At 71.2% G+C, this 18,437-nt stretch carries 11 protein-coding genes and 1 tRNA gene; 5 read left to right on the forward strand and 7 right to left on the reverse strand.

All coding sequences use genetic code 11. The annotated features are described in order from the left end of the window. The first annotated feature begins 25 nt into the window (after window positions 1-25). From ACFVWW_RS11765 to ACFVWW_RS11785, 5 genes are all read left to right on the forward strand, one after another. On the forward strand, window positions 26-1,231 hold the full coding sequence (locus ACFVWW_RS11765) for a DNA polymerase III subunit delta' (protein ID WP_384332466.1): 1,206 nt from the start codon (window positions 26-28) through the stop codon (window positions 1,229-1,231). Between the two features lie 68 nt (window positions 1,232-1,299). Further along, window positions 1,300-2,835 (forward strand): alpha/beta hydrolase, encoded by a 1,536-nt coding sequence (locus tag ACFVWW_RS11770; protein ID WP_386877343.1) that lies wholly within the window; start codon window positions 1,300-1,302, stop codon window positions 2,833-2,835. 97 nt (window positions 2,836-2,932) lie between these two features. After that, window positions 2,933-3,006 (forward strand) — tRNA-Thr (locus ACFVWW_RS11775). 290 nt (window positions 3,007-3,296) lie between these two features. Next, the gene (locus ACFVWW_RS11780; RefSeq protein ID WP_384332460.1) at window positions 3,297-3,719 is read left to right on the forward strand and encodes a hypothetical protein; all 423 of its coding nucleotides are present in this window, start codon (window positions 3,297-3,299) and stop codon (window positions 3,717-3,719) included. Further along, window positions 3,716-5,776 (forward strand): CHAT domain-containing protein, encoded by a 2,061-nt coding sequence (locus tag ACFVWW_RS11785; protein ID WP_386877344.1) that lies wholly within the window; start codon window positions 3,716-3,718, stop codon window positions 5,774-5,776. Before ACFVWW_RS11780 ends, ACFVWW_RS11785 begins: the two co-directional genes overlap by 4 nt. Here ACFVWW_RS11785 and ACFVWW_RS11790 read toward each other — a convergent pair. Genes ACFVWW_RS11790 through ACFVWW_RS11820 form a run of 7 tightly spaced genes read right to left on the reverse strand, consistent with a single transcriptional unit; the run spans window position 5,733 to window position 18,352 of the window. Further along, window positions 5,733-6,197, reverse strand: coding sequence for a hypothetical protein (locus ACFVWW_RS11790; RefSeq protein WP_386877345.1), 465 nt, complete (start codon window positions 6,195-6,197; stop codon window positions 5,733-5,735). The genes ACFVWW_RS11785 and ACFVWW_RS11790 overlap by 44 nt on opposite strands. Further along, a complete protein-coding gene (locus ACFVWW_RS11795; protein ID WP_386877346.1) occupies window positions 6,194-8,824 on the reverse strand; it encodes an Hsp70 family protein in 2,631 nt (876 codons plus the stop codon). Before ACFVWW_RS11795 ends, ACFVWW_RS11790 begins: the two co-directional genes overlap by 4 nt. Further along, window positions 8,821-9,405: a hypothetical protein gene (locus tag ACFVWW_RS11800; protein ID WP_386877347.1), complete on the reverse strand. Its 585-nt coding sequence runs from the start codon at window positions 9,403-9,405 to the stop codon at window positions 8,821-8,823. Before ACFVWW_RS11800 ends, ACFVWW_RS11795 begins: the two co-directional genes overlap by 4 nt. After that, window positions 9,389-9,832, reverse strand: a complete 444-nt coding sequence (locus ACFVWW_RS11805; RefSeq protein WP_386877348.1) for a hypothetical protein — start codon at window positions 9,830-9,832, stop codon at window positions 9,389-9,391. Before ACFVWW_RS11805 ends, ACFVWW_RS11800 begins: the two co-directional genes overlap by 17 nt. Before the next feature lie 10 nt (window positions 9,833-9,842). Further along, on the reverse strand, window positions 9,843-14,198 hold the full coding sequence (locus ACFVWW_RS11810; protein WP_386877349.1) for a hypothetical protein: 4,356 nt from the start codon (window positions 14,196-14,198) through the stop codon (window positions 9,843-9,845). Between the two features lie 10 nt (window positions 14,199-14,208). Beyond that, the gene (locus ACFVWW_RS11815; RefSeq protein ID WP_386877350.1) at window positions 14,209-15,501 is read right to left on the reverse strand and encodes a serine/threonine-protein kinase; all 1,293 of its coding nucleotides are present in this window, start codon (window positions 15,499-15,501) and stop codon (window positions 14,209-14,211) included. Then, window positions 15,494-18,352 (reverse strand): AAA family ATPase, encoded by a 2,859-nt coding sequence (locus ACFVWW_RS11820; protein WP_386877351.1) that lies wholly within the window; start codon window positions 18,350-18,352, stop codon window positions 15,494-15,496. The genes ACFVWW_RS11815 and ACFVWW_RS11820 overlap by 8 nt, the downstream gene beginning before the upstream one ends. Window positions 18,353-18,437: the final 85 nt, after the last annotated feature.

An 18,437-nucleotide genomic window follows, 5' to 3' on the forward strand; every position in this document is an offset into this window, starting at 1 on the left:
CTGAGCACGGAGGCGGTGACGGCGCATGACCGTATGGGACGACCTGGTCGGACAGGATCGTATTCAGCTGACGCTCTCCGCCGCCGCCCGTGACGCCGACGCGCTCGTGACGGCCACGTCCTCGGGTACCGCCCCGCCCGAGGCGTCGAAGATGACGCACGCCTGGCTGTTCACCGGCCCGCCGGGCTCCGGCCGTTCCACCGCGGCCCGCGCCTTCGCCGCCGCCCTGCAGTGCACCAGCCCGGACCGCGCGCTCGGCGGCGAGCCGGGCTGCGGATTCTGTGACGGCTGCCACACGAGCCTGATCGGTACGCATGCCGACGTCGACGTGATCCGCACGGATCTGCTCTCCATCGGCGTCAAGGAGACCCGTGAGCTGGTCCGCCGCGCCCAGCTCTCCCCGGCCGTCGGCCGGTGGCAGGTCATCGTGCTGGAGGATGCCGACCGCCTCACCGAGGGCGCCGGGAATGTCCTGCTGAAGGCGGTGGAGGAGCCCGCGCCCCGTACGGTCTGGCTGCTCTGCGCGCCCTCTCTGGAGGACGTCCTGCCCACGATCCGCTCCCGATGCCGCCATCTCGTCCTGAGCACTCCGTCCATGGAGGCCGTGGCCGACGTCCTGATCCGGCGTGACGGCATCGAGCCCGACGCGGCCCACGCCGCCGCCCGCGCCACCCAGGGACACATCGGCCGGGCCCGCCGCCTCGCCACCGACGAACGGGCCCGGGCCCGCCGTGCCACCGTTCTCAAGATGCCGCTGCGGGTGGACGACATCGGCGGCTGTCTCAAGGCGGCGCAGGAGCTGATCGACGCCGCGACGGAAGACGCCAAGCAGGTCGCCGAGGACGTCGACGTCAAGGAGACCGAGGACATGAAGGCCGCCCTCGGCGCGTCGGCCGGCGGCCGGATGCCGCGCGGCACAGCGGGTGTGATGAAGGAGCTGGCCGACCGTCAGAAGCGCCGCTCCACCCGTACGCAGCGGGACAGCCTCGATCTCGCCCTGACCGATCTGACCGGCTTCTACCGCGACGTACTGGCCCTCCAGCTGGGCTCGCGGGTCGCGCTCGCCAATGGGGACGTACGGGACGCGCTCGACCGGATCGCCGGTGCCTCGACGCCGGAGCGGACGCTGCGCCGGATAGAGGCGATCGTCGCCTGCCGCCAGGCGCTGGACCGCAATGTGGCGCCGCTGCTGGCGGTGGAGTCGATGGCGGTGTCGCTGCGGGCGGGCTGATCCGGCGCTGACTCACCCATACGAGTACGGACGGGCGGCACACGCAATCCGGCGGCTACGCTCCCTGAATGGACACCAGGCGCCTGTTCCGTATCTCCGCCACCGCGTTCGTGGCGGCCGGTCTGATGATCTCCGGCTGCAGCTCAGGCGGTTCGTCGTCCGACGCGTCGGCTTCGGACTCGGTGTCTGCGGATCCGGCCGCCCTGAAGAAGTACTACGGCCAAAAGCTCAGATGGCGCGCGTGCGGAGGCCCCGACTTCCAGTGCGCCACGATGAAGGCCCCGCTCGACTACGCGAAGCCTGACGGGACGGAGATCGAACTGGCCGTCGCCCGCAAGAAGGCCACCGGCCCGGGCAAGCGCCTCGGCTCCCTCCTCGTCAACCCGGGCGGCCCCGGCGGCTCGGCCATCGGCTACCTCCAGGGGTACGCGGCCATCGGTTACCCGGCCCCGGTCCGCGCCCAGTACGACATGGCGGCCATCGACCCGCGCGGCGTGGCCCGCAGTGAGCCGGTCGAGTGCCTCAGCGGCAAGGACATGGACGCCTACACCCAGGTCGACCAGACACCCGACGACCAAGCCGAGACCTCGCGGCTGGCGGCGTCCTTCAAGAAGTTCGCCCAGGGCTGCCAGAAGCGGTCCGGCGTGATCCTTCCACATGTCTCCACGGTCGACACGGCCCGCGACATGGACATCTTCCGCGCCGTGCTGGGCGACAAGAAGCTGTCGTACGTCGGTGCGTCGTACGGCACCTTCCTCGGCGCCACATACGCCGAGCTGTTCCCCAAGCGCACCGGCCGCCTCGTCCTCGACGGCGCGATGGACCCCTCCCTCCCGGCGCGCGAACTGAACCGCGACCAGACCGCCGGCTTCGAGACCGCCTTCCAGTCCTTCGCCGCGGACTGCGTCAAGCGCGCCGACTGCCCCCTCGGCACGAAATCCCCCGCCGACATCTCCACCCGTATGAAGGCCTTCTTCACGGACCTGGACGCCCAGCCCGTCCCGACCGGCGAGACCCGCCCACTGGGCGAGTCCCTCGCCACGACCGGCGTGATCGCCGCGATGTACGACGAGTCCGCCTGGTCCCAGCTCCGCGAGGCCCTCACCAGCGCGATGGACGGCGACGGCGCCGGCCTCCTCGCCCTCGCCGACTCGTACTACGAACGCGAGAGTGACGGCTCGTACGCGAACCTGATGTTCGCCAACTCCGCCGTGAACTGCCTGGACCTCCCGCCCGCCTTCACCACCACCTCCGATGTCACCGCCGCGCTCCCCTCCTTCGAGCAGGCATCCCCGGTCTTCGGCAAGGGCCTCGCCTGGGCCTCCCTGAACTGCGCCTACTGGCCCACCAAGGCCACCGGCTCCCCCCACCGCATCGAGGCGAAGGGCGCGGCCCCGATCGTCGTGGTCGGCACCACTCGCGACCCGGCAACCCCCTACAAATGGGCCCGGTCCCTGGCCGGCCAGCTCTCCACCGGCACGCTCCTCACCTACAACGGCGACGGCCACACGGCCTACGGCCGCGGCAGCGACTGCATCGACACGGCGATCAACACCTACCTCCTCGGGGGCACACCCCCCACCGACGGCAAGAAGTGCTCCTGACCTGCGAGAAACCCCCCACGCCGGGCGTGTACGGAGCACCCCCGGAAACTGTGTAGACTTGGCCGCGCCGCTGATCGCACCATGGTGCACACAGCGCGCCGCCTTAGCTCAGTTGGCCAGAGCAACGCACTCGTAATGCGTAGGTCTCGGGTTCGAATCCCGAAGGCGGCTCAGAGAAACCCCAGGACTCACTCGCCGTGACCTGGGGTTTCTTTCTTTTTGTTGGCCTTGGGATTCGAGCTGAACGGACACCAGGGCTTTATGTGTCGCAATGCGTAGGTTGAGGTTGACTGGGTGTCGCCGGAGTGCGCTACGCGGCTGTGACCTGCTCTTTTGTAGCGGACGTACGAGTCGGTGGTCGGGGGGCGGGCTTGCTCTTTCGGCTGGGGCGCATGTGGGCGAAGAACTCCCGTACAGCGACGGTGCGTCATAGGGTTGTGGGCAGAAGATGGAGGTCGTGCGTGGTGGAGCGGAAGCCCGACGGAGGGTTCGCGTGCGAACTGGTCCTCAACGGGGATGTACGAGCGGATGCGCCTGCCGCTCTGGGCCGGAAGCTGTTCGAGGACGGGGCCGCGCGGGTTGTGCCGGTCTATGCCGCACGGCCCGCGCCCGGACGGCGCTCGGGCGGTGTTGTCGAGGTGGCCACCCTCATGGTGACCTCGGCCGGAACCCTGGTCCTGATCATCGACACGATCCGGGGCTGGCTGACCGGGGAACGTAACGCACCGTCAGGAAGCGGGACGGGCACGGCAGACGGGGCCGGCGGTGTCACTTCGATCACGGTGATCATGGGGGACGACCAGGTGGAGATCATCCAGCCCTCCACCGCCGCCGAGGAGCGGCTCGTCGAGGCGTTCGTCCGGCGGCACAGTCCGCCGTCATGAGCGAGGCGGCCACGCTGAATGTCCGGGTCACCGCACAAGGCATGACCGTTCGCTATGAATACGATCTGCGGATCGGCAGCACCGTCGGCGACAGTCCTCCGCTCGAAATGGAGTACACGGTCGAGGTCGACCCGGGACTGGTGAAGGGCTGCCGCACCCGGATCGACGAGGCCCTGACGAAGGCGGCTGCCGGGGAATCGGGCCCGGACCCTGGCCTGGTCAAGGAGCTGGCCAAGTGGGGCAAGCTGCTCTACGAGCATCTGTTCCCGCGTGTACAGGGCAATGTGGCCGAGCTGGTGACCCGGCTGCGCGCGTCGGCCGGCCCCATCCTGGTGCGTACGAACGAGCAGGAGGTCCCGTGGGAACTGCTGCACGACGGTGGGGACTTCCTCGGCCTCAAGCATGACCTCGGGCGCCGGTTGATGGGCAAGCGCCCCGTCGTCGGCGGGCGCAGCATCAGCCGGGTCGGCCGCGCGCTCATCGTGGGCGACACCCTCGGCGACCTCGCCTCCGCACGCGAGGAGGTGGCCAAGGTCGCGGCGTGGCTGCGCGGCCGTGGCATCGAGTGCACGGTACTGCTGGGGCAGGAGGCCACCCTGCTCGACGTCGTCACGGAACTGGCCTCGGAGGAGACGCCGTACGATCTCTTCCATTTCTGCGGTCATGTGGCGACCGGCTCCGGCACGACCGGGCTGATGATGCACGGCCGTCAACTGCTCGGTGAGGTCGTCCTGCAGACCCTCTCGTCGCGTGGCGCGCCGCCGGTGGCCTTCATCAACGGCTGCGCCTCCGCCGGTGGGGGCGAAGTGGCCAACATGTGCATGTCCTTCATGGTCCTGGGCGCGAAGACCGTTGTCGGTACCCGTACCGATGTGGCCGACGAGGGCGCCTGGCAGTTCGCCGCCGAGTTCTACGGACGGCTGCTCGCGGGCGAGCCGGCCGGCGCCGCGGTCCGGGCGGCCCGCACCGCGCTCCGTGAACGGCCGGACGCCGCCTGGGCGTCCTTCATCCTGTACGGCGACCCGGCCGCGGGCATCACCAAGGACGCGGCAACGGGGCACCCTCAGCCGCCTGAACCGCCCGACGACGACCTGACGATCGCTCTCGCCCCCGACGCTCAGAAGCTGATGCGGCGGGTGCGCGCATCCGCCGCCGACCGGGGCGGGGTCGCCTCGGTCGATCTGCTGCAAGGGCTGCTCGGCGAGGCGGACATCCGGCAGCGGATCGAGGAGAGCATCGGGGCGGACGCCATGGAAGCTCTCGACCAGGTGATCCACCAGGTCCTCAGCGGCAGTCCCGGCACAGACGGTGGCTCCGGTACGGACGGGGGCGGTTCCGGCACTGGTACGGCACGCGCCAGCGTCCTGTCCGACACCGTCAACCGCGTGTTCGCGGACGCGGCCGCCCGCGCCGCCGCGGACGGCAGGAACACCATCACCACGGCCGACATCACTGCGGCCTTCGTCGCCGTGGGCGGCGGCGTCTCCGCCCGGCTGCTGGAACTGTGCGGGGTTCCGCTGGCCCGGCTGCTGCCGGACACCGGGACGGAAGCCTCTGACCAGGACTCCTCTGACCAGGACATCACGGCCTCGGACACCGCGGCGCTGAACGGCGACGAGCGGCTGTCGATGGATGACCTGAGCCGCAGCGCCGTGGGCATCGTGCGGCTCGCGAATCTGCTGGCCGAAACGCGCGGCGAGGTCATCGGCACCTATACGCTCCTGCTCGCCTTCGGCGCGATGGGCAGCGAAGTGCTGCGCCGCGGCATGCACGAGCAGGGGGCGGCCGGGGAGCGCGCCTTCCAGCGGCTCTCCGGGATGCTCACCCCCCGGCGCCGTGACCTGTCCCCTCGTGTCCACGACGTACTGGACCGGGCCCGTCTGCGCACCGCGGCCGGGCGCACCTCGTCCGGTCGGGTCGGCGAGACCGCGATCCTCCTCGCCCTGCTCGAGGACGAGGAGTCGTCGGGGCGCGAGCTGATGCGGAAGCTCGGGGTCGACCCCGAACTGCTCATCAGGGCCCTGGGCCGGGCTCGCCGGGCTCACCGGGCTCGCTGACCTCGCTGGTCCCATCCGGTTCGGCGAGCTCTGCCTGTTCCGCGAGCTCTGCGAGTTCCGCGAGCCGAGCGAGCCCCCGGGCCGCCTTCGGATCGCCCGGTCTGCGGTCCAGCACCTCCGTCCACTGCCGGTGTGCCTCGTCGCGGTCACCGAGCCGGAAGCCGGCCAGGGCCAGCGCGTTGCGCGCCTCGGTGTCGCCGGGGCACCAGTGCACCACTGCGGCGAAGCAGTCCCGTGCGGTGGAGAGGCGGCCCTCGCGCGCCGCGGCAAGCCCCTGGTTGAACAGGTGCGCGGGGTAGGTGTGCAGCCGCGCATAGCCGGACAGGGGCGTCCGGCAGCTCGCGCAGACCTCCGTCCCGTACGCGTTCTCCTTGCGGCACAGGGCCACCGGGCAGCGGACGGGCATCGTCGCGGCCGTCATTTGACGGCCACGGGGATGCCGGGGCCGTCCGAGTCGTCGGGCGAACCCATCAGGATGTTCTTCAGCCGGATCAGACGCTGGCGTTCCTGCCCCGCCTCCTGCTGGACCCGGTGCGGGTCCTGGGCGATGAGGACCTGCAGGCCGGCGAGCCGCTGCCCGATGTCCTCCACCTCCTGGCGGTGTTCGGACGTGGCGGTGCGGGATGCCTGGACCTGCGTACGTACCTGGCTCAGCATCTCCTGGGCGCTCTGCAGCCGGGATACGGCCATCTCGGTCTCGTCGACCGGCCCCTGGTCCTTCTGATGCTGCCGGTACGCCAGGGTCCTGAGGTGGTCGAAGATGTGCTGCAGCTGGGTGATGACCTCCGCGTACGAGCGCTGATCACCGGCGCTCAAGGTCCGTTCGCCCTGGTCCCGCTGGACTTCGATGGCCTGGGCGATCTCCCGTTCGTCGTGCGGGGCTTCGGCCTCGGCGCTGAACGTGGCCACGTACCGGTTGAGCTCCACGCAGTCCTTGACGAGCTTCTCGAAGTCCGCCCTGGGCGGCTGCAGATCGCCCGGCTGGTGCCGGCCGACGGAGTCGACGATCGCCTGCATCTGCTCGAACTCGTGGCTCGCGACTGCTTTCTCGCCCCGTTCGAGCGCCTCGGTGAAGGCCCCCTGCGCCATCTCCATCCTGGTCGTCTTCACGTTCCGCTCGCCCACCGGCAGGAACTCGACGCCCTGCTCGAAGCGGCGCATCAGCTCGGCCACCTGTGCCTCGCCCGGCAGTTCGGCCTCCGGCGGCACCTCGACGAGTGCCTCGAACGGATGGTCTCCGATGGAGCCGCGCACCGTGATGAGCGCGTGTACGTCCATCTCCACATCGAGGTCGATGACCGTGCCCCTGGGGGTGGAGGACGGCACCGGCACCTTGATGACCTGGATCTGGCGGGCCTGCTGGTACAGCCGGAACTCCACGGTGGCGGTGTCACCGGGGTGGCTGAAGTCGTAGCGCTCCTTGAACGGCAGCGGCCGCAGCGCGGGGATCAGCACGTCGCGCTGCGTCCGCCCCTCGCGGTTCACCTCCAGCAGGATCGGCTTGGCGTTGATGGACGCGCTGGTCGTACTGCGTCCCGGCCTGTCCGCGGCGGCACGGTCGTGGACGACCGTGCGTCCTACGGTCGCCAGCAACTCCCCGTCGGCGTCGAGCACCTCGACGGTGAGCAGGCTCTGCGCGTCCGGCTGTACGGGAATGCGGGTGAACGCGAAGCTGCCGCCCGGCTTGAGCTGCGCCTCGTCCTCGTACTCCTCCGTACTGAGCCGCACCGAGCCGCCGGTGAGATCGAGGTCGGGGTCGAGCGCCTCGACCGTCCCGCCGACCACCGTACGGTCCGAGGCCGTGACCACGGTGCCGCGGAAGCCCACCCGGACCGTCCGCTCCTCGTTGAAGATGTCCAGGCCGCCCACCGCCGACGCACGCACGGCGGCGCCCAGCGCGACGACCGTGTCCACCTGCTCGTACACCGGTTCGGTGCACTTGGCGCGCGGCGAGCCGGGGTCGGGGGAGCCGAGGGCGGGCGAGCAGAACCGGCTCTTCACCATCTCCTGGACCAGCGGCAGGTGGGTGGACCCGCCGGCCAGGATGATCTGGTCCACGTCGGCCAGGGTGACCCCGGCCTCCGCGGTCGCCTGTTCGAGCGCCTCGTCGCAGTACTGGAAGGTGCGCTCCAGAATGGGCCGGGCGATCTTCTCCAGCTGCGCGCGCTCCATCACGGTGTCGATGACGACCCGCTGCCCGTCCTTGTCGGTCAGCCCTCCGGAGTCGCGGAGCATGAACTCCGTACGGTCCGACAGCCCCTTCTTCACGGACTCCGCGAGGGACTTCAGGCGCCGGAAACGCAGCCGGTCCTCCGCGTCGTTCTCCAGGTCCAGGTCCATCGCCCAGTCGTCGTCCTGGATCAGCTGCTGGAGATTGCGGGCGAGCGCGGTGTCGATGTCGTCCCCGCCGAGCATGGTGTTGCCGCTGATCCCGAGCACCTTGAAGTCGGCCGCCTTGCAGCGCACCACGCTCACGTCGAAGGTACCGCCGCCGAGGTCGTAGACCAGGAAGGTGCCGTCCCGGGTGCCGGTCCGCCAGCAGTAGTAGCTCGCGGCGGCCGTCGGTTCGTGCAGCAGGTCCACCACCCGCAGGCCGGCGCTCTCCGCGGCCTTGCGGGTGGCGTCGATCTGCGGCTGGTCGAAGTACGCGGGTACGGTGACGACAGCGCGGTCGACCACCCAGCGCACGTCCGGGGTGTCGAATTCCGCCACGCTCTGCTCGATCTGCCGCTTCATCTCCCGCAGGATCTCGGCCGAGATCTCGACGGGGGTGCGCTCCTCGCCCGCCAGGGTCACCGTCCTGCGTGATCCCATGAGGCGTTTGACGGAGGTGATCGGCTCCGGCTCGCTGCCCACCCTCGCGAACGCTTTGCGCCCGACGACCAGTTCGCCGTTGCGCGGGTTGCGCCACACGCAGCTCGGCGTCGTGCGGGCGTTCATGCCGTCCTGGTGGATCACGATGTCGGTGTCCGTCGGGTTCATCACCGCCACGGCGCTGTTGGTGGTCCCCAGGTCGATCCCGACGGCCTTGCTCACGTACTGCGTCATGCGTTGTCCTCCGGTCCGGCGCTCGACGGGGCGCCCATGATCACTTGTCCCAGCCGTACGACCGTGCCGCCGTCGAGCACGATCGGCTCCACGGTCTCCGTGACCACCTCGGCGGTGAACTCGGGCCCGTAACGCCACCCGGTGATGTCGACGACGTCCGCGACCGATTCGTAGGGCTTGCCGGTGGGGTCCTGCGTGGTGATGTCCATCGCGTGCAGCGGTTCGAGGACCTGTTTTCTGGCCACCTGCAGACGGCGGCTCAGCGACTTGGCGCCCGCCGCCTCCAGCGGACCGGCCGCCTCCCGCAGCAGGCCGTCCAACCGCGCTACGTGGACGGCCAGTTCGGTGAGGACCTTGCGCGCGGCCGCCGTCTCCTTCTGCACCCTGTTGCTCTCGTCCTGGAGGTCGGACCAGTACCGCTGGAGCAGGGCGGCCATCTCACGGCCCGGGCTGACGGGGTCCGGCTGCTCCGGCCCGCCCAGCCCTTCCGGCACCGGGCGCTCCTCGAACTCGTCCCAGTCGGTCCCGGTCCCGGTCCCGGTCCCGGTCCCGCTCGGGCGGAACTCAGCCGAAGAGGACATCACGCACCTCCAGCGGCGGCCGCTCCAGGCGCAGCGGCGCCGGCGCGTTGTCCAGGGCGGGACGGACGTCGACGGTGGGCGGCGTCAGCATCCCGTCCAGCAGCAGCCGCGCCACGGCGGCGAGGTCGAAGTCCGACGCCCGTGGCGCCTCCGGCCGCCCGGACGGCCCGTCGAACGCGTCGGGACGGCGCCCGTACTGCCTGGCGAAGTCCTCCCACCGCTCGCCGCGGTATTCCGCGCCCGGCGCCTCCAGCAGTACGTGCAACTCCCGCCTCTCCGGGAGGCCCATCAACTCGTCCTTGGCCCATTCGGCGAGCGCGCCCGCGTCCTGGGTTCCGATCACGGCGAGTTCCTGGAAGCGCTCGGCCACGTCCTCGTCGCTCGCCGACACGGGAAGCCCGAGGATATGGAAGGGATTTGGCTTCATCAGTCTCCTTTCACTGTTTGTAGCGTAAGAGGTTGTAGAGCGAGAGGGCCGTATCGTTGGAGGGATTGAGAGTCATGGCCCGTTTCAACAACGAAAGGGCCTCGGGCAGCTTTTCGGGGCTGTTGTGACTCATGGCCTGGTAGGTCAGGGCCACCGAACGGTCCGCGTCGTTGCCGGCCGATTCGTACGCCTCCCTCGCCGCGGTCAGCGCGCGGGGATAGTCCTTCGCCTCCAGCGCGGCGACGACACGGTCCAGCTGGGCGCCGTACCTGGTCTGGGCGAGCAGTTGGGCGGCGTTGACGTTGCCGGGATCCCACTTCTGCGCCGCCTCGTACAACACGACGGCGGCGCGGTTGTCCTGCGCGACGAACAGTCCGCGGTCCACGAAATGCTCGCCGAGCGCGCGGTTGCCCGGGAGATGCCCCTTGCCCGGAGTGCAGAGCGGGACGAGCGCGTCGGCGAATGTGCGCGCTTTTCCGACCACTTTCCGCAGTTCCTCGGTCCTGCGCATTTGGTAAAGGCAGGACTGCAGCCCATTGTACCAATCGAGTCCGGTCTGCAGAAGGCGGGGCAGCGGAATATCGAGACCGATCAGCGGTTCCAGCTTGCGGATGCCGGATTCGTAGTCCTTGTCGATTCCCTCGGCCAGTTTCGCGATGGCGGCCGGGTCCTTGACCGCCTTCTCGGCGGTCTCGATGACCTCGGCGCACCACGCGTCGGTGACCGAACCGGCCAGAGCGGAGATCTCGGCCCAGCGCCGCGCGTCGACCGCGGGAGACCACGGGATGCCGAAGTCCCGCAGGAGGCCGCGGACGGCGGACTCCCCTTTACGGGCCGCCTCCAGCACCAGCAGGTGCAGCCGGGCGGTGTCCCGCTCACCTGCCTGAAGGGCCTCGGCGCCGAGCTTGCGGTGCATGCCGAACAGTTCCCGGCAGACGGTGTCGCGCAGCCGCGTCTCCGCGTCGGGCCCGGCGGGCACCTCGCCGTGCTGCTCCCAGAATCCCCCTGAGGCCAGCAGAAGGGTCCACAGCACGGTCGCGCGGGCGAGGTGCCCGCCCGCTCGCGCGGTGGGCGCGGGCCCGCTGAGCGCCATGCTTCGGTACAGCAGGGCCAGGGTGTGGTGGAGCCGTACGTCGTACTCCAGGGTCTTCAGGCAGTCCGCCCAGCTCCGTTCGACCCTGCCGGCCTTGTCGGCCCGCAGGACGCGGAACAGCCCCCGGTCGGCCATGATGGCCGCCTCCAGGGCCGCGTAACGGCCGGGCCGCTCCCAGGGGACCTGCTCCTGCTCGGCGCCGGGGAAGAGCTGGTCCAGCAGGCGGCTGACGTAGACGTCGAGTTCCAGGCCGCGCGCGAGCGATTCGGCTCTGCCGCGGGACGGGACGCGCTTCAGCGCGGGCCCCGCCGCCGGTTGCAGGTCGGCGGCCTGGCGCAGCAGCTTCGCGCCCCGCAGCGGATCCTCCGCGTTACGGGCGGTCACGGCCTTGTAGTAGAGCAACCGGGCGTACTGCGCACGGACGGCGCCGGAGTCGTGCCCCTCCTGGTCCGCCGCGTAGTACGCGAGCATCCACTGCTCTTCCGCCAGCTCGTAGTCCCCGACGGCGGTCGCGCAGCCAGCCAGGATCGCCGGGTCGAATCCGGGCGCACCGTCGTCGGTCAGCCGCCTGATGACGACGGCCAGCGGGTGGGCTTCGCCGGGACGGCGTTTGGCGCCACCGGAGTTGGCGGACCTGCCGTTGTTGCCGGGCTTGCCGCCGCCGCGCGCGAGAAGCGCGGGAAGCAGCCGGGCGATGTCGGTGACGGCGGCCAGATCGCAGTCGGCGGCCGCTGCGGAGAGCAGCTCCAGGCACCGCCGCGGATCGCTCTCGACGAGCCCCGCCGCATGGACGACCCGGACCAGCGCGGCCTGCTCCCCGGTGCCGTCGGGCACAGGCGCTCCCGGCGGGCGGCCGTCCAGGACGTCGGCGAGCACGGCGCACACGGCGCTGTCCGCCGGGGCGGCCCTCAACTGCCGTACGGCGGCGACCCGGTCGCCCCGCGAGAGGTTACGTACGGCGGCGGCCAGCGCCGGCACCGGCTGCATGACGCCGGACGGCTGCGCTGCCTGGACCGGTGGGCGTCCGACAGCCGGCAGTGCCATCGCCGCAGCCGTGACCCGACCGGCCAGCGCGTGCACCTCCGGCAAGGCGTGCCGGTCCGCGAGACCGCGCACCAGCCGGGCGAGGGCGTCCCGGCGGTAGGGGTCCTTGCTGAGCATGCCCGCACGGGCGAGCGCGGCGGCCAGCCCGGTCACGGCGTGCGGGGGCGGCTCGTCGGCTTCCTCGACCAGGGCGGCCAGCCGGCCGCACAGCTCCGGGTCGGCGGCTTCCGGATCCTCGGCCAGCAGTACGAGTCCCAAGACCCATTCCGCCCAGGGGTGCTCCCGTACGGAGGGCGACAGCCCGGCCGGCTCGTTGCCCGGGCCGGGGGCGGTCCCGTGGGCGACCGTCTTGGCGGCCCGCAGCAGTACAGGGGCGTCCGGGGGTACGGCGCCCGGCCCGGCGGCGACGGCTCTGTGGAGATCCCTGGCCGCCCGCCGCGCGTGGTACGGGGCGTCCTCGGGATCCAAGGTCGCGCCCTCCCCGGCCAGTTGGTGCAGCCAGACCGCGCCGAGCACGTACGGCACCTGCGGCAGTTCGCGGGCCGCCAGCCGCTCCAGCCGGTCCTCGATCGCCTCGTCCGACCCGCCCCCGGCCGCCTCGGCCCACACGCTCAGTACCTCTGCCTTCGCGCCGCTCCGCCCGGCGAGCAGCCGGTGCGCCCTGGCCGGACGGCGCCCCTCCAGGTGGTGCGCGGCCAGCACCAGCGCCGCCCGCTCGTGCCCGAGCGCCAGGGCCGCCCCGAGCAGCCGCCGCCCCTCCTCCGGCTCCTCGCGCAGCGCCAGCAGCCCGGACCACAACAACCGGTCGGCCCGCGGCAGCCGCCGGTACAGCGGCTCCCTCAGCAGCGCCGCCATCTCTTCCGCGCTCGCCCGGCCGTACGCTTCGCCCAGCGCCGTACGCAACCCCTCCAGGCACTCCGGTGCGCCGCCGCCTGCCACCGGCAGGCCGGGCGGGGGCCGGTCCGCGGCGCCGGGCGGCCGCCTGCCCGCAGCCAGGTCACGGCGGACCTGGGCGATCCGCTCGTAGCCGGGCGGGGGCGCCGCTGCCGCGTGTTCCGCGTCGGTGCCGGGCACCGCGTCCGGCTCGGCGTCCAGCAGGAGGCAGGCGAGCGCCCAGTCGTCCGAGTGCCGGGTCATCGTGCCGATGCGCAGCCGGAGTTTGGTGCGGCCGCCGCAGAGCAGCTGCGACCAGGCGGCGTGGTAACGCCACTGCGGGAAGGAGGAGTCGCTCTTCGCCAGGGGTACGAGGAGGTCGCGGGCCCGCGCGGCGTCACCGTCCAGGAGGTGCAGGCGGCCGCGGGCGTAGGCGGACCAGAGGCCCGCCTCACGGGTCAGGTCGACCGCGGTCAGCCGGTGGGCGGCCGGGGGAGGCGTGTCGGTGTCGGAGTCGAACCAGGCCAGCACCCTGCCGAGTTCGCCCATCGCGGCGACGTCGGCCGCCGCTTCACGGGCCGCGTCGAACGCCCACTCGGGGATGCTCGCGGCCTGACCGGCCCGTACATACGTGGCCAGGAACCCGAGGAGTGCGGTCCCGTCACGGGGGTCCGCCGTGCAGGCCGCACGGAAGCAGTCCCGGGCTGTGTCGAGTTCCGCGGTGACCGACAACCGGTAGAGCCCGGCCGCGCGGTCCGCGCCCGGGAGCCCGGTCGCCGCCAGCTCGTTCGCCGCACGCAGCTGTGCCGGGTCCGAGGAGAAGTCCACCCGCAGCACATCGGCGGCCAGCGCGACGACCGCCGGGGGCCGTGGCCCGGGCCTGCCCAGAAGGTCCGCATAGATGGTCAGCCGGGCGTCGTCCCGCTGGCCGGACCGGGCCAGGTCGTCCGCCAGTGCGGCCCTGACCGGATCCTGCTCCGGCACCTTCCAGTACAGCCGGGTCAGCAGCTCGTTGGCCTGCTGCCCCTCGCCGCGCCCGAGGCGCGCCTTGACCAGCGGCCGGACCGCCTGATCGAGAGGGATGTCACCGGTCTCGGCGACACGCAGGCCGATCCTCTCCAGCGCTTCGAAATCGGCGTCGGTGAGCAACGGCCGGAACGGCCGGCCGACCACGGACCGTAAGAAGTCGGTCCATAGCGGAGCGGTCGTCTCGGGGCGCTTCTCCATCCGTACGCAGACCTCGCGCAGCCGCGCCAGGCCGCTGTGCGGGTCAGGGTCTTCGACGGCCGCGATCCACTGCCTGCGCAGCCGCCCCGAGGGGGTGAGGAGGTCGCCGATGGATGAGGGCGGACTCATACCGCGGTGCTCACCCCCTGTCCCTCTCGCGGCGCAGGAGGTCTTCGAAGTGGGTTGCCTGGAAGGCGTTCCCGGCCCGCCGGTAGGCGTCGGCCGCACGCGACAGCAGGGCGCAACGCTCCTTCCGGGTCCGCAGGAGGGCGCTGTTGCGCACCAGCTGCCAGGCCTCGGCGAGCTGCCGCGCCGAGGTGGCCGGGTCGCCCTGCGCGTCGAGCAGGCGGGCGAGTTCGTTCAGCAGCGCCAGCCGGTCGGCGGCCGGGAGATCCCCCGAGCCGGAGTCCAGGCACTTTCGCAGGGTGTGGCACGCGCCGGCCGGATCGCCGGCGGCGGCCTGCTTGCGGGCCTGCTCCAGCGCGCGTTCGCCGGGCGGCGGGCGGTGGGCCCCGCTCTCGGCCCCGGCCAGCGCGTCCAGGAGTTCCGCCGCGCTGCGGAAGCGCCTCGCGGGCTCGAACTCCAGGCAGCGCAGGACGACGGCATCGGTCTCTCGCGTCACCGTGTTGTTCAGCCGTGACGGCGGGGCGGCCGCGCGGCCCTCCTTCTTCTGCTGGTACAGCCAGTCGCCGTGCAGCGTGTCGGGCAGGCCGGGGGGCGGTATGAGGTGCGCGAAGGGAAGCCGGCCGGTCAGCCCCTCGTACATCAGCACCCCGAGCGAGTACAGATCGGAGGCGGGCATGCTCTGGCCCTGGGAGGTCTCGGGGGCCATGTACGTCAGAGTGCCGGCGACTCCGGGTACGGTCCCGGACGCCAGCAGCCTGGCGGCGAGGCCGAAGTCGATCAGCCGTACGGTCAGGTCCGAGCCCAGCAGGACGTTGTCCGGCTTGAGGTCCCGGTGCAGCAACGGCTGGTCCAGGGCGTGCAGTCCGCGCAGTGCCACGCAGATCTGCCGCGCCCAGCCGAACAGCAGCTTGGCGGGGACCGTCTTCAAGGTCTCGAACTGGGCGGCGAGCGTGGTGCCCTGTACGTACTCCATCACCAGGAAGGCCCGGCCGCCGGCGTCCTGGGCCAGCCCGCCGTCGTACACATGGACGAGGTGGCGGCGTGCCTCGGCGTCGGTCATCCCGTCCATCGCCTCGGCCAGCCGCAGGATGTCGGCGAACCGCTCCTGGGCGTCCGCCTCGGTCATCCCCGTCTCCTTGGAGATCTTGCAGGCGACCCGCCGGACGGGGCGGCCGAGGATGCGCTGCTCGCTGAGGAAGACCGCGCCGAAGGCACCGCCACCGATCCACTTGGTGAGCAGATAGCGGTCGTTGATCACCCGGCCCTCGAACGCCCGCAGGTCGGTCCCGGCTCCGTCGTCACTCATGGCCCGGTCCTGCCTCCTCTGCCGTCCTCGTGTCAGGAGCGGGGCGGAAGCGGACGTCCGTCCGGGGTTCGCCGGGCCCGACGCGGTGGAAGTTGAGTTCGATGCGGGCGCACTTCCGGAACTCCTCCTCCCGGCGCTCCTGTTCGAGAAGGATGGGATTCTCGATCAGGTCCGACAGGATTTTCGCGATGATGCGACCGCCCTCTTTGCCGCCCGACTTCTCGTTCAGCAGATGTCCGCGCCCGGCGGCGTAATGGATCAGCGCCTCGGGGACGATCAGCTGCTTTTCCCTTTTGTCCAGCCAGAATTCGCACTGCCGGTCGACCAGCTTGCGGCAGATTCCGGTCATCGCGTCCAGATCCAGCGGGCGGAACACGATGATCCGGCGGATGCGCGCCACGAACTCGGGAGAGAAGACAGGCCCGCCCCGCGCACGGTTCCCGATCTGGAGCAATTCCTCTTTCACCCGGGCGACGATCGCCTCGTCGGACCGGCCCTCCCGGGTCATCCGGGAAATGATCTCCTGGCCCGCGTTGCTGGTGAGGATGAATATCGCCCGGTCGCCGTGGGCCTTGACGCCACGCTGGTCGACGATCCAGCCCTCGTCGAAGAGGTTGAGGAAGGGCCGCCAGACCTCGGGGTGTGCCTTTTCCGCCTCGTCGAGCAGGAAGACGCAGTACGGGTCCGCGTTCAGCTCGTTGATGAGGCGCCCGCCGCGCTCGAAGCCGATGTATCCCGGTGGGGAGCCGATGATGCCCGACACGCTGTGCGCCTCGGAGAAGTTCTCCATGGGGTAGGTCTGCAGGCGTTTGGAGGAGGAGTAGAAACCCGCGACGGTCTTCGCCAGCTCGGTCTTGCCCGTCCCGGTCAGCCCGGCGAAGAGCATCACCGAGGCGGGGCCGCCGCTCGCCCCGGCCAGGCCCGACTTGATGCGGCGCAGCTCGCTCGCGACGACCTCGACCGCTTCCTCCTGACCGAAGACGGAGCCGCCCAGCGCCTGTTCGTAGTCGGTCCGCTCGCCGCCCGTGCCGGCGATCTGCGCGGCGGGCACGCCCGACACCTCGGCGATGACCCGCACCACGTCCTCGGTGGTCACGACGGCTCGGGCGTCGCCGAGCTGTGTACGGCGGTAGTCCAGGTCCTCGCAGGCCCGGCGGAGCACCTTGACGGCGGCGAGCGGCAGCCGCTGGTTGAGGATGTAGTCCCCCGACATCACGACCGCCCGGTCGACGGCCCGGTCGTCGACCTCGGTCCTGAACTCCGCTTCCAGCGCGTCCGCCGCCTGACGGACCATGTCCCGCGCGGAGGCCCGGTCCGGCTCGGTCATCTCGATACGGGTGGTGAGTTCGCGCAGGGCATGGTCGGCGGCCAGCAGGTCGTCGTACTCCTGGTCGGACAGCACCCCGATGAGGTGGATCCGGCGCTCCTTCAACGCGCTGCGCAGGGCCTGTACGTGGTCCGTGCCCCGGGGGCCGCGGAGCATGGCTCCGAGCCCGTCCAGGCACACGATGAGATCGGTACGCCCGGCGACATGGGCGATGATCCTGGCGAGTTTGGCACCGCTCTCGGAGTCCGGTACGTCACGGCAGTCGACGCGCAGTAGGCGCTTGCGGCGCAGGAAGGGCAGCTCTCCGGCCGCCGCGCGCCTGGCCAGTTCACGCACCAGGCTGGTGGTGCCGACCCCGGCGGGCCCGGTGATCAGCACATGGTTGTCGGTCGTACGGTGCAGGGCCCGGCCCAGGGCGTCGAAGTAGCGCTCCAGGTGCCGGGCGGGCGCGATCCCCTGGGTACGCGCCAGCCAGGTGAGGTCCTCGGCGGGCGGTGATTCCGGTGGTAACCGGAAGGAGACCTCGCGCGGTCCCGCGGTGCGCGCCTCTCTGACGGCCTGGGCGAGCAGCTCACGCATGCGGGCGAGGTCCACCCGGAGCGGCTCCGCCTGGAACACCGACGCCAGCCTCGGCGGTGGATCCTCCAGCAGGGCATCGAGCAGATGCGGGGTGTCGACCAGCTCGGCACCCCAGACCACGGCGGCCCGCTGGGCCCGCTGGAGCAGGGCGATCAGCGGCTCTCCCAGGCCGTCACGGTGCAGCGGCGGCGCGTCCTTTCCCTGCTGCGACAGCCGGAAGGCGCCGCTCAGCATCTCCGCGACCTTCGCCAGGCCCAGCTGCGGCGGGATCTGGAGGCGGACGAGCCGCTCGGTCAGCCCTTCCGTCTCGCCGAGCAGGGCGAGGAAACAGTGCGGTGGCAGCAGGCGGTCGTACCCCAGCTCACCCGCGCGCCCCGCCGCCTGCTCCAGAACCGCCCAGGCGTCCGCCGAGAACTCCTCGGAGCGCAGCCGACCGGTGTCGTCCAGCAGGGCGGGCGGCGGCTCGGTGCTGACGCGTACCTGGTCCCGCAGGGTCCGCGCGGCGGCCGCCGTGTCGAGAATCCGCAGGAACTGCCGGTCACCGGGGTCGGGATGGTCCAGGACACAGGCGATGAGCAGTTCGAGGCAGACCGGGCGCAGCCGGTCCTGGTCCTGGGCGAACTCCGCGGCGAAGCGGTCGAGGGCGGCCAGTGTCTCCGCTGTGAAGCGCTCACGCCTTCCGTCGAAATCGAAATACTGCCCGTCCTGGCTCCCCGGGTTGTACACCGCGATGGTTTCCAGCAGATGCCGTGGCTGGGCACCTTCGGCGAGCGTGAGCGCGAGTACCGACAGAACTCCCTGGTCACCGGAGTCGATTGCGGTGTAAAGGATGTCACTCGGGCGGACCGTCCCCGAGCAGCGCTGGGTTGCCGCCGAGAGAATATCGATCGCGCGTTCGTCCAGAAGTGTGTGCGGAGTGAAGATCCCCTCCGAAAACAATGACAAAACGACGGCACCCCCGTACCCGTTCCCGGCACACCATGTTCGCGGAGAATGCCGGAGCCGCCGGTGGTTGCCCCGTCGCATTCAT

Source organism: Streptomyces sp. NPDC058198 (assembly GCF_042882605.1).
In the GTDB taxonomy this organism is placed as follows: Bacteria; Actinomycetota; Actinomycetes; order Streptomycetales; family Streptomycetaceae; genus Streptomyces.